This is a genomic window from Achromobacter sp. MFA1 R4 (genome assembly GCF_900156745.1).
GTDB lineage: Bacteria > Pseudomonadota > Gammaproteobacteria > Burkholderiales > Burkholderiaceae_B > Achromobacter.
In genome coordinates, this window is record NZ_LT707065.1 from 1,110,279 (window position 1) to 1,123,910 (window position 13,632).

10 protein-coding genes are annotated in these 13,632 nt (G+C 66.7%); 3 read left to right on the top strand and 7 right to left on the bottom strand.

Annotation, left to right across the window (positions count from 1 at the left end; all coding sequences use genetic code 11):
* The 7 genes from asnB to coq7 all read right to left on the bottom strand — a co-directional run bounded on the left by asnB (position 1) and on the right by coq7 (position 9,431).
* Positions 1-1,935, bottom strand: a complete 1,935-nt coding sequence (asnB, locus tag BXA00_RS05075; protein WP_076516782.1) for an asparagine synthase (glutamine-hydrolyzing) — start codon at positions 1,933-1,935, stop codon at positions 1-3.
* A 44-nt stretch (positions 1,936-1,979) separates the two neighbouring features.
* A complete protein-coding gene (locus tag BXA00_RS05080; protein ID WP_076516784.1) occupies positions 1,980-3,122 on the bottom strand; it encodes a glycosyltransferase family 4 protein in 1,143 nt (380 codons plus the stop codon).
* The gene (murJ, locus tag BXA00_RS05085; RefSeq protein ID WP_076516786.1) at positions 3,123-4,472 is read right to left on the bottom strand and encodes a murein biosynthesis integral membrane protein MurJ; all 1,350 of its coding nucleotides are present in this window, start codon (positions 4,470-4,472) and stop codon (positions 3,123-3,125) included.
* A 1-nt stretch (position 4,473) separates the two neighbouring features.
* Positions 4,474-5,499, bottom strand: a complete 1,026-nt coding sequence (locus BXA00_RS05090) for an SDR family oxidoreductase (protein WP_076516788.1) — start codon at positions 5,497-5,499, stop codon at positions 4,474-4,476.
* Positions 5,500-5,510: 11 nt separating this feature from the next.
* A complete protein-coding gene (tviB, locus tag BXA00_RS05095) occupies positions 5,511-6,788 on the bottom strand; it encodes a Vi polysaccharide biosynthesis UDP-N-acetylglucosamine C-6 dehydrogenase TviB (RefSeq protein WP_092581082.1) in 1,278 nt (425 codons plus the stop codon).
* A gap of 93 nt (positions 6,789-6,881) precedes the next feature.
* Entirely contained in the window at positions 6,882-7,988 is a 1,107-nt protein-coding gene (locus BXA00_RS05100) for a glycosyltransferase (RefSeq protein WP_056325286.1), read from the bottom strand.
* Between the two features lie 765 nt (positions 7,989-8,753).
* Positions 8,754-9,431 carry a 2-polyprenyl-3-methyl-6-methoxy-1,4-benzoquinone monooxygenase gene (coq7, locus tag BXA00_RS05105; protein ID WP_076516790.1) on the bottom strand — a complete coding sequence of 226 codons (678 nt, stop codon included), beginning with the start codon at positions 9,429-9,431 and terminating at the stop codon, positions 8,754-8,756.
* Between the two features lie 132 nt (positions 9,432-9,563).
* Between coq7 and BXA00_RS05110 the strand changes: the two genes are divergently transcribed.
* The 3 genes from BXA00_RS05110 (at position 9,564) to BXA00_RS05120 (ending at position 13,571) form a co-directional block, all read left to right on the top strand.
* Entirely contained in the window at positions 9,564-10,007 is a 444-nt protein-coding gene (locus BXA00_RS05110) for an OsmC family protein (RefSeq protein ID WP_076516792.1), read from the top strand.
* 119 nt (positions 10,008-10,126) lie between these two features.
* Positions 10,127-11,098, top strand: coding sequence for a thymidylate synthase (locus BXA00_RS05115; protein ID WP_076516794.1), 972 nt, complete (start codon positions 10,127-10,129; stop codon positions 11,096-11,098).
* A 409-nt stretch (positions 11,099-11,507) separates the two neighbouring features.
* Positions 11,508-13,571 (top strand): bifunctional diguanylate cyclase/phosphodiesterase, encoded by a 2,064-nt coding sequence (locus tag BXA00_RS05120; RefSeq protein WP_076516796.1) that lies wholly within the window; start codon positions 11,508-11,510, stop codon positions 13,569-13,571.
* Positions 13,572-13,632 lie beyond the last annotated feature (61 nt).

A 13,632-nucleotide genomic window follows, 5' to 3' on the forward strand; every position in this document is an offset into this window, starting at 1 on the left:
TCAACGGTCCTCAATCGGTCCCCCTTGATCCATGCCCGCCCGGTAGCGGTCCAGCCAGGCCTGCATCATCAGCACGCCCCACAGATGGCTGTCCCAGTTGCGATGGCCGGAAGTGTGCTCGCGCCACTTGCGCAGGATGGGCTCGGGTTCGAACCACCCTTCCTGGCGCAGGCGCGCCGGGTCGAGCAGCGCATCGGCCCATTCGCGCAGGGGGCCGCGCAGCCACGCGGCCAGGGGCACGGCAAAGCCGCGCTTGGGGCGGTCGACCAGGGCCTGCGGCACATGGCGGTGCAGCACCTGGCGCAGCAGCCACTTGCCCGTGCTGCCACGCACCTTGTACTGGTGCGGCAGGCTCCAGGCGAATTCATAGACGCGGTGGTCAATCAGCGGCACGCGGGTTTCCAGGCTGACCGCCATGGCCGCGCGGTCCACCTTGACCAGGATGTCGTCGGGCAGGTAGGTGACCGTGTCCAGCTTCATCATCGACTCGAAGAAGGTCGATCCCTGCATGGCGCGCTCGAATTCCGACACGGGCTCGACGCCGCCCTTCACCACGCGGGCCGGGTCCGACCAGTACGACACGAAGAGGCGATAGAACTCGCCGCGCGTATCGGCGCGCAGCAGCTCGCCCAGCTTGCCCACCTTGCCGCGCCAGGCGCCCCGGCCCGGCAGATGGGTGGAGGCGCTGAGCATCGCGCCCGCGGGCTTGCGCAGCAGCCCGGGCACGCGCTCGAACTGACGCCACCAGTTGTCCACGCGGAAATAACGCGAATAGCCGCCAAAGAGCTCGTCGCCGCCATCGCCGGACAGGGCCACGGTGACGTGCTGGCGCGCCATGCGCGTCACCAGCGACGTCGGGATCTGCGACGAATCGGCAAAGGGCTCGTCATACATGTCGGCTAGCAGGGGGACGACGGCCAGCGCGTCGTCCGCGGTGACGTAGAGTTCGGTGTGGTCGGTGCCCAGGTGCGTGGCCACGGCCTTCGCGTGCTGCGCCTCGTCGTAGCCCTTTTCATGGAAGCCGATGGCGAAGGTGCGCACCGGCTGCGAACTTTGCGCCTGCATCAGCGCCACGATGGTCGACGAATCGATGCCCCCGGACAGGAAGGCGCCCAGGCTCACGTCGGACAGCATCTGGCCGCCCACGGCCTTGGACAGCACCTTTTCCAGCGCGTCCGTGGCCTGCGCATCGGACTCGAACGACGGCCGGGACTGCGCGGCCGCATCGGCGGCCGCGCGCGCCGACCAGTACACACGCGGTTCCGGCATGCGCCGGCTGCGGGCGTCGTCGGCCGTGAACTCGACCCACGTGCCGGGCGGCAGCTTGGCGATGCCCTCGTAGATGGACTGCGGCGCCGGGATGTAGTTGTGCCGCATGAACGAGGCCAGCGCGTTGCGGTTCAGGTTGCGGCCAAAGCCCGGAATGGGCATCAGCCCCTTCAGTTCCGAGGCAAACACCAGCGCCGCGCCGGAATAGCCGTAGTAAAGCGGCTTCTCGCCCATGCGGTCGCGCGCCAGCACAAGCTTGCGCGAGGCCTTGTCCCACAGCGCGATGGCGAACATGCCGACCGCGGCCTGCAGCGTGGCCTCGATGCCCAGCGCGGTAAAGCCCGCGAGCAGGGTTTCGGTGTCCGAATGCCCGCGCCACGCAGGCGCCGCCCCCGACTGTTCGAGCTGCTTGCGGATGTCCAGGTGGTTGTAGATCTCGCCGTTGAACACCATCACATAGCGGCCGCAGGCGGACGTCATGGGCTGGTGGCCCGCTTCGGTCAGGTCCAGGATCGCCAGGCGCACGTGCGCCAGCGCCAGGTCGGCGTCGGCGTCTTCCCAGAACCCGTTGCTGTCGGGCCCGCGATGGCGGATGCGCCGGCAGCTTTCCGCCAGCACCTGTTCCTTGTTCCCCACCGGGCCCCAAATTCCGACTATTCCACACATGATGAGATTCTCGTGGTCACCGTAGCAACGGCGCGCGCGGGGCCCTAGCGGCCCGTCGCCCGCACGCCGTCAAAAAGTTCCTGCCATTTCCGCAGCACGCGCGCGGCCGAGAAGCGGTCGCGCACGTCCGTTGCCGCCCGCGCCATGCGCGCGCGGCCATTGTCATCGCGCATGACGGCGTCCAGCGCCTTGCACAGCGCGGCCACGTCGCCGTTGGGCCGCACCAGCACGCCGTCGATGCCGTCGCGCACGATCTCGCGAGGCCCGGTATCGCAATCGAACGACACCGCCGCGAGCCCGCTCGCCATGGACTCCAGCAAGGTGTTGGACAGCCCCTCGAAGCGCGAGGTCAGCACGTAAAGATCGGCGCTGTCGTACCAGTCGCCGACGTTGCCGGCGCGCCCCGGCATCGACACGCGCGACTGCAGCCCCGCCTCGGTCACCTGCGCCTCCAGCGCCTGGCGCTCGCCGCCCTCGCCCAGGATAACCAGATCCCACGCAGGATGCGATGGCGCCAGCCGCGCGAAGGCCTGGATCAACAGGTCGAATCCCTTGTCGCCATGCAGGCGCCCGACCGCCAGCAGCCGTTTGCGGCCTTCCTGCGCGGCCGGCGGCAGGATGGGCTCGGCGCGCGGGAGCGGGAAGTGGACGGGATTGGGGATGACCGCCAGCCGGGAGCCGGGCACGTGCTGTTCCAGCCAGTCCGCGGTGCCCCGGGTCAGCGCGACCACGCGCGCGGCGCGCGGATAGGTCAGGCGGCGCAGCCGCTGCCAGAAGCCCGACAGGGTCTGGGACGGCGGATGGGTATGCTCGGTGGCGATGACGCGGCAGCCCAGTCCGGCGCAGGCCAGGACGGACAGCACCGACGCGGTGGTCATCATGCCCAGCACGATGTCCGGCCGGAAGGCCTTGACCACGCGCCGCAGCGCGCGCACCCGCTGCAGGTTGCTCAGGATGCCGCGCAGCCCGCCGCCCTCGCCCGCGGTATGCAGGACCTCGCGCCGCACCTTGGGGTGCAGTGCGTAGACGTCGCCTTCGGCGCCGGCCTGCGTGACCACCATGACCTCGCTGCCCTCGGCCGCCCAATGGGCGCTCAGGTCGGCGGCGACGCGCTCAGCGCCCCCGCCATGCAGGGAATGGATGAACAGCAACACGCGCGCCGGACGGGCGGAGTCGGCTACGGACATTCAATCGGCCTCCTTGGGTTCGGCCTTGCGCATCGCCACCGCCAGGTAGCACGCGAAGGACAGCACATACATGAGGCTGGTCGCCAGCATGATGCCGGCCGCGCCCATGCGGGGCGCAAGCACGGTGTTCAGCACGGCCTTCAGCGCGAAATTGCCGACGGCGATCGCGGCCATGATGCGGTAGCGGTTCTGGCTGGCCAGCAGTTGCACCAGGATCAGCACGCCAAAATAGAACGGAAGCTGCAGCAACCCCCAGCGCAGCACGTGCGCGACGGCGGCGGTGTTTTCGGCGGTGAACGCGCCCCGCTGGAACAACACCGACACGCCCCACGGCGCCAGGACCCAGCCCAGCGCCACCGCGGCGGCGCCCGCGATCAGCATCAGGAGCGACCACTTGAGGGCCATGCTGCGTGCGCGCGCCGTGTCGCCGCGCGCCTGCACGTCGGCCAGCACCGGCAGCGCGGCGCGCCCCACGGAGACCGCGCCGATGCCCAGCAGCAGCGAAAGCAGCCGGCTGGCGTAGCCCAGTGTCGCGTTGGCGTTGGCGCCCAGGTTGGCGGCGGCGTACTGGTCCAGCGGGCCCACGAAGCTCATGGCAACCTGGCCGATCAGCATCACGCCGGCCGCGCCCATCAGCTCGGGCCAGTGCGGGGATGACAGCGACAGGCGCGGCGCGCCCCAGAATCCGCCATCCGCGCGCGCCGCCAGCCAGGCCAGCCAGACGGTCTGGATGGCATAACCGACCAGCGTGCCCCACAACAGCGGCCCGACGCCGTCCGCGCTGGCGGCCAGCATGACCCAGGCGAGCGTCGTCACGGCCGGCACGCTGTCCAGCAGCGTGTTGACGTGCCGCTCCTGTGCGCGCAGCCGCGCGGCGCTGATGCCGGCGACCAGCAGCAATGCCGCCACGGGCGCAAAGGCCACAAGCAGGTCGCCCGTCATGTCGCGCACCTGCGCCGACAGGCCCTGCCCCAGCCGGTCCACCACATAGGGCCAGGCAAACCACGTCAGCAGCGCCAGCGCGACGCCGGCGGCGGCGACCCAGCCCTGCAATTCGCGCAGGAAAAGGGCTTTCTCGGCCCCGCCGGCGCGGTGCAAACGAACCAGCACCGGAATCAGCACCACCGATAGCACGCCCACGATCGTGACCGGCAGCCAGGTGGCCATGGTCATCGTGAATTGGTAGGCGTCCACGGCATCGCTGACGCCGTAGCGGTACGCCACCGCCATCTCCTTGATGGCGCCGGCGGCCTTGCCCAGCAACAGAAACACCGCCACCCGGAACGCGCCTTTGAAGATGCGCTGATGGTCCGGGTGGATGTTGCCGAGTTTTCGGACGAGTGCTTTCAAATCAACGCAGGAATTGCGTGTACCAGGGCATGGCGACTTCCAGGCCTTGCAGCACCGTGTGCGTGGGCGCGTAGCCCAGCAGGCGGCTGGCCTTGCCGATGTCGGCCTGGGAGTGACGCACGTCGCCCGCGCGGAAGTCGCCGTAGACCGGCTGCTTGCCGTAGTCCACGCCCTGGTTGCCCAGCGCCTGCACCAGGAAGTTGAAGAGCTGGTTCAGGGTGCTGCGGCCGCTGACCGCCACGTTGTAGACCTGGTTGCGGGCTTCGGGCGCGGCCATCGCGCCCAGGATGTTGGCCTGCACCGCGTTTTCCACAAAGCAGAAATCGCGGCTGGTCTCGCCGTCGCCATTGATGGTGACGTCCTTGCCCTGGATCATCGCGGCGGTCCACTTCGGGATCACGGCGGCATAGGCGCCGTCCGGGTCCTGGCGCTTGCCGAACACGTTGAAATAGCGCAGGCCCACCGTCTCGAAACCGTAAGAGCGCGCGAAGACGTCGGCGTACAGTTCGTTGACGTACTTGGTCACCGCATAGGGCGACAGCGGCTTGCCGATGTTTTCTTCGACCTTGGGCAGCGCCGGGTGGTCGCCGTAGGTGGAGCTGGACGCCGCATAGACGAACGACTTGACCTTGGCGTCGCGCGCCGCCACCAGCATGTTCAGGAAGCCGCTGATGTTGACTTCGTTGGTGGTGATGGGGTCATTGAGCGAACGCGGCACCGACCCCAGCGCGGCCTGGTGCAGCACGAAGTCCACGCCGTCGGCGGCGCGGCGGCACGCGTCCAGGTCGCGGATATCGCCTTCGATGAAGGTGAAGCGCGCCCATTGTTCCGGAGAGACGGACGCGCGCACCTCGTCCAGGTTGCGCTGGTGGCCGGTGGCGAAGTTGTCCAGGCCGGTGACGGTCTGGCCCAGCTTGAGCAGGGTCTCCAGCAGGTTCGAACCGATGAAGCCGGCGCAGCCGGTCACCAGCCACTTGCGCGGCGCGGCGGTCAGTTCCTGGGTGACAGTCTCGAATCGTGTGGTCATCGCTGGATCCTTTACAGACGCAGGTCGGAGTCGGCGGGCGACAGCACGTACTTCAGGTCGTACAGGATGTGGTCGGCCTTGCCGAGCTTGCGGATGCCCGCCGCGCCCATGTCCTTGAACTGGTTGTGCGCCACCGCCAGGATCACGGCGTCGTACTTGCCTTCCTCGGGCTTGGCCACCGGGGTCAGGCCGTACTCGTGCATGGCTTCGTCGGCATCGACCCACGGGTCGTAGACGTCCACTTCGACGTTGTAGTCGCCCAGCTCGCGCACGATGTCCACGATGCGCGTGTTGCGCAGGTCGGGGCAGTTTTCCTTGAAGGCCAGGCCCATCACGAGCACGCGCGCGCCCTGCACGTGGATGCGGCGCTTGGTCATGCACTTGACCAGCTGCGACACCACGTAGCCGCCCATCGAATCGTTCAGGCGGCGGCCCGCCAGGATGATTTCGGGGTGGTAGCCGATGGACTGCGCCTTGTGCGTCAGGTAGTACGGGTCCACGCCGATGCAGTGGCCGCCCACCAGGCCCGGGCGGAACGGCAGGAAGTTCCACTTGGTGCCGGCCGCCTGCAGGACGGCTTCGGTGTCGATGTCCATCTTGTTGAAGATCAGCGCCAGCTCGTTGATCAGCGCGATGTTCACGTCGCGCTGGGTGTTTTCGATCACCTTGGCGGCCTCGGCCACGCGGATGGTCGGCGCCTTGTGCGTGCCGGCGGTGATGATTTCCTTGTAGAGCTGGTCCACCAGCTCGGCAACTTCCGGCGTGGAACCGGAGGTGACCTTCTTGATGGTGCTGACGCGGTGTTCCTTGTCGCCCGGGTTGATGCGCTCGGGGCTGTAGCCGGCGTAGAAGTCCACGTTGTACTTCAGGCCCGACACGCGCTCCAGGACCGGCACGCAGTCTTCCTCGGTGGCGCCGGGATAGACGGTGGATTCGTAAATCACGATGTCGCCGCGCTTGAGCACCGCGCCGATGGTCTCGCTGGCCTTGACCAACGGGGTCAGATCCGGCTGCTTGTACTCGTCGATGGGCGTCGGCACGGTCACGATGAAGACGTTGGCTTCGCCCAATTCAGCGCGATCGGCGGTGTAGCTCAGCTGTTTGGCTTCGGCCAGTTCGGCATCGCTGACTTCCAGCGTGTGGTCGTGGCCCGCCTTCAACGCGTCGATACGGCGCGTGTTGATGTCAAAGCCGATGACCGGGCGCTTCTTGCCGAACTCCACGGCCAGGGGCAGACCGACGTAGCCAAGGCCGACGACAGCGAGTTTCACATCCTGGATTCGCAACATAACTCTCCCTTCACCGTAGAACGTTTACGGCATTTTAAAGATGGTCTGGTGATGGATACCGAGCCCCCGGCGGCGATCGCCGGGGCACTCAAACTAATCGGTGGTTCGCAGCACGGACGGCAGCAACAGCCAACCCGGGCGGCGCCAGGAGACCAGGCGCGCATACAGCCAGATGTAGACGCTGGCAAAGACAACCAGGCTGGCGCTCAGGGCCCAGGCGTTGTCCCACCAGATCGTGGCCGGCACCAGCCCGATCAGCGCCAGGACCCACATGTACGGGGACGCCAGCGCATTGCAAAGCGCGGGCACGGCATGGCGCCGGCCGCGGCTGAAGGTGACACGGACCAGCCGGCGGAACACGAGCTGGTGCAGGTGCAGCGCATCCGGCTGGTCCACCGGCACACCGCGCTTGAAGCGCCGGCGCCAGATCGAAAATCCGGTTTCGAAGACGGGGTAGAACAGGACCGCCAGGGCATAGAACGGCGACACCGACGGGTTGCGCACGACCAGCAGCACGGCCAGCTCGGCCAGCATGAAGCCCAGGAAATAAGCCCCGCCATCTCCCAGGAACACGCGCCCGAACGGGAAATTCCACACCAGGAAGCCCAGGGTCGCCGACGCCAGCGCCGCCGCCACCAGGAAGATCGGCACGTCGCCGACCTGCAGCGCCACGAGGCTGATGGACACCGCCATCAGGGTGGCGACCATGCCGGCCAGGCCGTTCATGCCGTCGACGATGTTCAGGGCATGGGTACAGCCGCCCACCGCGAACATGGTGAACAGCAGCGAGACCGGCCAGAACGAAAGCACGTAATCCACAGGCGCCATGCCGACACGGCTGACGCCGCCGAGCAGCCACCACGCGATGGCCGCGGACAGGAAGGCCGCCAGCAGGCGTTTGCTGGCGCCGATATCTTTGGTGATGTCTTCAAGCAGGCCGGCCACGAAAACGGGCAACGCCGCGACGAAGAGCGCGGGCCACAGCCAGGTAAGGGTCATGTTGCTGGGTCCAAGGACCAGCAGACCGGCCAGCGTACCGGCAAGCACCGCCAGACCGCCGACGCGGGGCGTCGCGCGGGAATGATTGGCTTGGGGCTTGTTGAGGTCGCTATCGCCGGTAAAAGCGCCATGCCAGCGCTCGGACGCCACGATGAGTCCCCCCACCATGAACGCGACCACGCATATGTACAGCCAGGTCACTGGATCACCTCTGGTTGGTCTATCGAGACAGGCCCGCCATTATCGGAGGCAGGTGTAACGCCCATATATGGGAGGGATAAAGAAGTGCAATTCCGCGGCACAGAACGTAACTCGCGCAAGCGCGCGTTGTGTCCGCCGCGCAGGTGACAGGAAGGCGCTGGCGCGCCAGCGCCCGACAGTACTGGTTTCATGAAGCGATTGTAGAGCGTTCCGCCCGTGGGCAAGCGAAAAATCCAAGGGAAAACGCGAAGTCCGACCCGCGGCAATGCGCCGGCGGTCTGGCGCGGTGGCCTTACCGCTCCTAACAAATAGGGACAGAATAATCCAAGGCAAAAAAAAGCCCGAGATCGTGAGATCTCGGGCTAAATCCACCAAAGGAGGAGGGTGGAGGAGACAACCGTGGCATGTTGGGAGCGGGCCTTCTGCTCACTGCGCTGACGGGGTTTTCACCGCGCCGTCTGCGTTTCAACATCCGATGACTGAATAGTACCCATGTTTTTTGTGCGTTGCAAGAATTTTTTTGCGCTGTTTTCAGCGAGGGTTTCTGCGTTGCTTTTTTGCCGCAAATTTTGCGCGCCCCCTGCGGAAACCCGCGCCAATCAACGTCTTTCCAAAAAACCGGGTTTTTGCCGAAGGGGTTTACCCGTTGCGGACTAACCCTAAAAAACAACGGGTAATCCCACCCTGGAAATCGCACCAAATAGGTGCATCAGGCACCAAGACGCAGCCTGATTTGCGCATTGCAACATTTCCGGAAAGCCCGTTTCAGATCCAGTAAGCGGTGGTCGTCATGACCTTGGACATGGCCCGCATCGCCGTTTTCACGGGCGTGGGCAGCGGCACGCCCCCCGCCTGCTCGGCGCTGGCGCGGTGCTGGGCCTCGTCCTCTTTCATCCTCTGGACGATCTGGCGCGATCGCTCGTCTTGCACCGGCAAGGTGCGTAGATGTTCGTCCAGATGGTCCTCGACCTGCCTTTCGGTTTCGGCCATGAAGCCCAGATTGCGCGGCACACCGGCCACGCTGGCCATGACGCCCAGCGCAAACGAACCGGCGTACCAGAGCGGATTCAGCAGGCTGGGACGGCTGCCCAGTTCGGTCAGGCGCTCGTTGCACCAGACCAGATGGTCGACTTCTTCGGCGGCGGCGTTGAGCAGGAGCGCGCGGGGCGCGGGGTCCCGGCACACGGAGGCCTGGCCGCGGTACAGCGCCTGGGCGCAGACTTCGCCGACGTGATTGACCCGCATGAGCCCGGCCGCGTGGCGTTTTTCCTGCGCCGACATGGCTTGCGGCGATTCCTGCGCGGTGGCCGGATACGGCCGGCCGGCGCTGGCGCTGCCCGACAATACCCGCAACGCGCGATCCGCTTCGGCCAGCAAGGCGTCGAGGGGACCGTGGCGGCGCCGAAGCGAGACGGGACCGGGTTTGGGCAACGTGGTGGACATGGCAGCTCCTAGGCAAATCAGACGCACTCCGCCCCTATCGCGGGGCGGGATTCTCGTGTCCGGGATTGTACGCAACGGGTATCATCAGCCATTGACTGCGCTCAAGCGCTCAAAGCTCAAGGACTCACGCAAATGGAATGCACGATCGACTGGGGCGGCCCCAATGGCATGCTCTTTACCGCCAGCACGGGCAGCGGCCATGTGGCCGTGATGGACGGCGCCGTGGACGGCGGCGGACACAACCTGGCGCCCCGCCCCATGGAAATGCTGCTGGCCGGCACGGGCGGCTGCACCGCCTATGACGTGGTGCTCATCCTCAAGCGCGGCCGCCACGCCGTCACCGGCTGCAGCGTCAAGCTGCAGGCCGAGCGCGCCGATGCCGACCCCAAGGTCTTCACCCGCATTCACTTCGCCTTCACCGTCACGGGCCGCAACCTGCCGCGGGCGGCGGTCGAGCGCGCCGTGCAACTGTCCCACGAGAAATACTGCTCGGCCTCGGCCATGCTGGAAAAGACCGCGGCCATGACTTTTTCGGTCGACATCGTCGACACCCAGGAAGCCGCCGCCACCGCCTGAGCCGCCCTGCGCGGCCGTGGTGTAATTCGGCTTGCCTTATCTCCATACAGGCGCCGCCGCGACACAATCGCGGCGGCGCGCGTGCTTGACCCGCCGGGCGGGCAGGCACAAGGATCGCCATGAAACAATACCTGGACCTCGTTCAATCCATCCTAGACACGGGCTCGTGGCAGGAAAACCGCACCGGCATCCGCACCCTCAGCATGCCGGGCGCCTCGCTGCGCTTTGACCTGCAGCAGGGCTTTCCCGCCGTCACGACCAAGAAGCTGGCCTTCAAGTCGGCCATCGGTGAAATGGTGGGATTCCTGCGCGCCTCCCGCAGCGCGGCGGAATTCCGCGACCTCGGGTGCAAGGTCTGGGACCAGAATGCCAACGAAAACGCCCAGTGGCTGGCGAACCCCTACCGCGAAGGCCCGGATGACCTCGGCCCCGTCTACGGCGTGCAGTGGCGCCAGTGGCCGGCCTACAAGGTGCTGGACGCCAGCCGCACGGCGCAGATCGAAGACGCCTTGTCGCGCGGCTACGCCAAGGTGGCCGACCTGGACGAAGGCGGCGCACCCAAGGTACTGATGTACAAGGCCGTCGACCAATTGCGGCAATGCCTGGATACCATCCATGAGCGTCCGGGCGACCGCCGCATTCTGTTCCACGGCTGGAACTGGGCCCAGATCGAGGAAATGGCGCTGCCTCCCTGTCATCTGCTGTATCAGTTCCTGCCCAACGCCACGACGCGCGAGATCTCGCTTTGCCTCTATATCCGTTCCAATGACGTGGGCCTGGGCACGCCCTTCAACCTGACCGAAGGGGCGGCGCTGCTGCACCTGGTGGGACGCCTGACCGGCTACACGCCCCGGTGGTTCACCTACTTCATCGGCGATGCGCACATCTACGAAAACCATCTGCCGATGCTGCGCGAGCAACTGACTCGAACGCCGTACGAGTCTCCCCGCCTCGTCCTCTCGGACCGCATCCCCGATTTCGCCGTGACGGGCCTCTACGAGCCCGAATGGCTGGAAAAGGTCGAGCCGGGCGACTTCTCCCTGTCCGGCTACACCCATCACGCACCGCTCACGGCCGCCATGGCCGTTTGATTTCCGCGCCGGCCGCGCGCCGGCGCCCGCCTTTCAGGGCGCATCAACAACGCGCCGGGCAGCCGCCCGGCCCCCGGTTCCTTGCACGCCCCACAGCAGGTGAAGATTGGTGAGCTTCTGGAAGCGCGTTTTCGGTATAACCCATCCCTTAGCCACGGACGCGCGTCCAGCATGCCGCGCGCCCCGCCGCTTTCGACCGGCTCCATGGGCGCGCCATGCCGCTCGCCCGAACTCCGCCGACCGCTGGCGTTGCTCCGCCCAATCCCCCATCCCTATAAAGAGAGTGTGAGAATAGCCAGCGTCGAGAGCAGGAATCTCCTTGCGTTCGGAATGCAACTGTTGACTACCAATTGATTTGAAATTCGTGCCCCGCGCGGCGGCTGTATGCGCTTAGGACAGGACCCCACAAATGCTCGTTGGAACTTATAACCCTTCGCTCGTCCTCGTATCCCTAGGGGTCGCCGTCCTGGCGTCATACACGGCGTTGGGCATGGCCAACCGCGTGAGGGCATCGAGCGGACTGCCCGCCGCGAAGTACTGGCTGGCGGGCGGCGCGTTCGCGATGGGGGTCGGGATCTGGGCCATGCATTTCGTGGGCATGCTCGCGTTCAGCCTGCCCATCGCGATGGGCTACGACCTGCCCCTGACCGTGCTGTCCCTGGCGATCGCCATCGGCTGCTCGGCCTTCGCGCTGTGGATGGTCTGCAAGGACGAATTGCCCGCCAGGCGCCTGGCCGCGGGCGCCGTGCTGATGGGCTCGGGCATCGCCGCCATGCACTATCTCGGCATGGCCGCGATGCGCATGTCGCCCGGGATCGACTACGACCCGCGGTGGTTCGCGCTTTCCGTGGTCATCGCCATTGCCGCCTCGGGCGCGGCGCTGTGGATCACGTACCGGCTGCGCCAGGATGGTCCGCGCGTGGCGCTGTCGCGCCCGCTGGCCGCGGTGGTCATGGGACTGGCGATCGTGGGCATGCACTATACGGGCATGGAGGCGGCGGGCTTTCCGGCAGGCAGCATCTGCATGGCCGCCGACGCCGGCATCTCGGCCGGCTGGCTGGCCATCGCCGTGACCGCCGTCACGCTGAGCGTGCTGGCGATCGCCCTGGTCGTCGCGGTGCTGGACAACCGGCTCGAAGCGCGCACGTCCGCCCTCGCCTCGTCGCTGGCCGAGGCCAACGAGGAACTGGTGCAGCTCGCGCTGCACGACACGCTGACCAAACTGCCCAACCGCATTCTTCTGGAAGACCGGCTGGAACAGGCCATCGAAAGCGCCAGCCGCCGCCGGGGCCATTTTGCGGTGCTGTTCTTCGACCTGGACGGCTTCAAGGCGGTCAATGACGCCTACGGACACCACACCGGCGACGCGCTGCTCATCGACCTGGCGCAACGCATCCGGCAGGCCCTGCGCACCCAGGACACGGTCGCCCGCTTGGGCGGCGATGAATTCATCGTGCTGAGCGAGGTGCTCGAACCCACCGACGCGGCCAACGTCGCCGACCGCCTGATCGACGCCATCGCCCGCCCCGTCACGGTCTACGGCCACGACGTGCTGGTGACGTCCAGCGTGGGCATTGCGGTCTATCCGAACGACGGCGAGGACACGCACGCCCTGCTGACCAATGCCGACGCCGCCATGTACCACGCCAAGCGGCTGGGCGGCACCGGCTACAGCTTCTTCGAGCCCTCCATGAACGCGGACGCGCACGAGCAGATCGAGCTCTTGCACGACCTGCGCCTGGCGCAGGAGCGCGGCGAGTTCGTCCTGCACTACCAGCCCAAGTACGAGGCGCCTGCCGGCCCGATCATGGGCGCCGAGGCGCTGCTGCGCTGGAACCACCCGACGCGCGGCCTGGTGGGCCCGGACCAGTTCATCCCCACGGCCGAGAAGACCGGCCTGATCCTGTCCATTGGCGATTGGGTGATCAACGAGGCCTGCCGCCAGATGCGGGAATGGATCGACGTCGGCCAGGGCCACTGGACCATCGCGGTGAATATCTCGGCGCTGCAGTTCTCGCATGCCAGCCTGGTCGAAACCGTGCGTTCGGCGCTGGCGCGGCATGCGATCCCGCCCTCATGCCTGACGATCGAGGTGACCGAATCGACGGCCATGCGCGACGCCGAAGCCAGCATGACGGTGCTCAAGCGCCTGTCCGAGCTGGGCGTGACGATCTCCATCGACGACTTCGGCACGGGCTACTCCAGCCTGCTGTATCTGAAGCGGCTGCCGGCCACCGAGCTGAAGATCGACCGCGGCTTCGTGAATCAGCTCGATCATGACCATGAAGACGCGGCCATCGTCGCGGCCATCGTCGCCCTGGCGCAGCAGCTCAATCTGCGCATCGTCGCCGAAGGCGTGGAAACGGCGGCGCAGCAGAAATTCCTGACCGGGCTGGGTTGCGATTCGTTGCAGGGATTTCTCCTGGGCAAGCCCATGCCAGCCACCGAATTCCTGGAACACGCGGTGCAGTGACCGGCTGGGGCCGGCGCAATTTGCTACGCTTACGGCGTTTCTCCGGCCCAACCCTTAATGT

Coding starts and splice junctions, on each gene's coding strand:
- BXA00_RS05120 (WP_076516796.1), top strand. CDS start 11,508: ATGCTCGTTGGAACTTATAACCCTTCGCTCGTCCTCGTATCCCTAGGG.
- coq7 (WP_076516790.1), bottom strand. CDS start 9,431: ATGTCCACCACGTTGCCCAAACCCGGTCCCGTCTCGCTTCGGCGCCGC.
- BXA00_RS05080 (WP_076516784.1), bottom strand. CDS start 3,122: ATGTCCGTAGCCGACTCCGCCCGTCCGGCGCGCGTGTTGCTGTTCATC.
- BXA00_RS05090 (WP_076516788.1), bottom strand. CDS start 5,499: ATGACCACACGATTCGAGACTGTCACCCAGGAACTGACCGCCGCGCCG.
- asnB (WP_076516782.1), bottom strand. CDS start 1,935: ATGTGTGGAATAGTCGGAATTTGGGGCCCGGTGGGGAACAAGGAACAG.
- BXA00_RS05110 (WP_076516792.1), top strand. CDS start 9,564: ATGGAATGCACGATCGACTGGGGCGGCCCCAATGGCATGCTCTTTACC.
- tviB (WP_092581082.1), bottom strand. CDS start 6,788: ATGTTGCGAATCCAGGATGTGAAACTCGCTGTCGTCGGCCTTGGCTAC.
- BXA00_RS05115 (WP_076516794.1), top strand. CDS start 10,127: ATGAAACAATACCTGGACCTCGTTCAATCCATCCTAGACACGGGCTCG.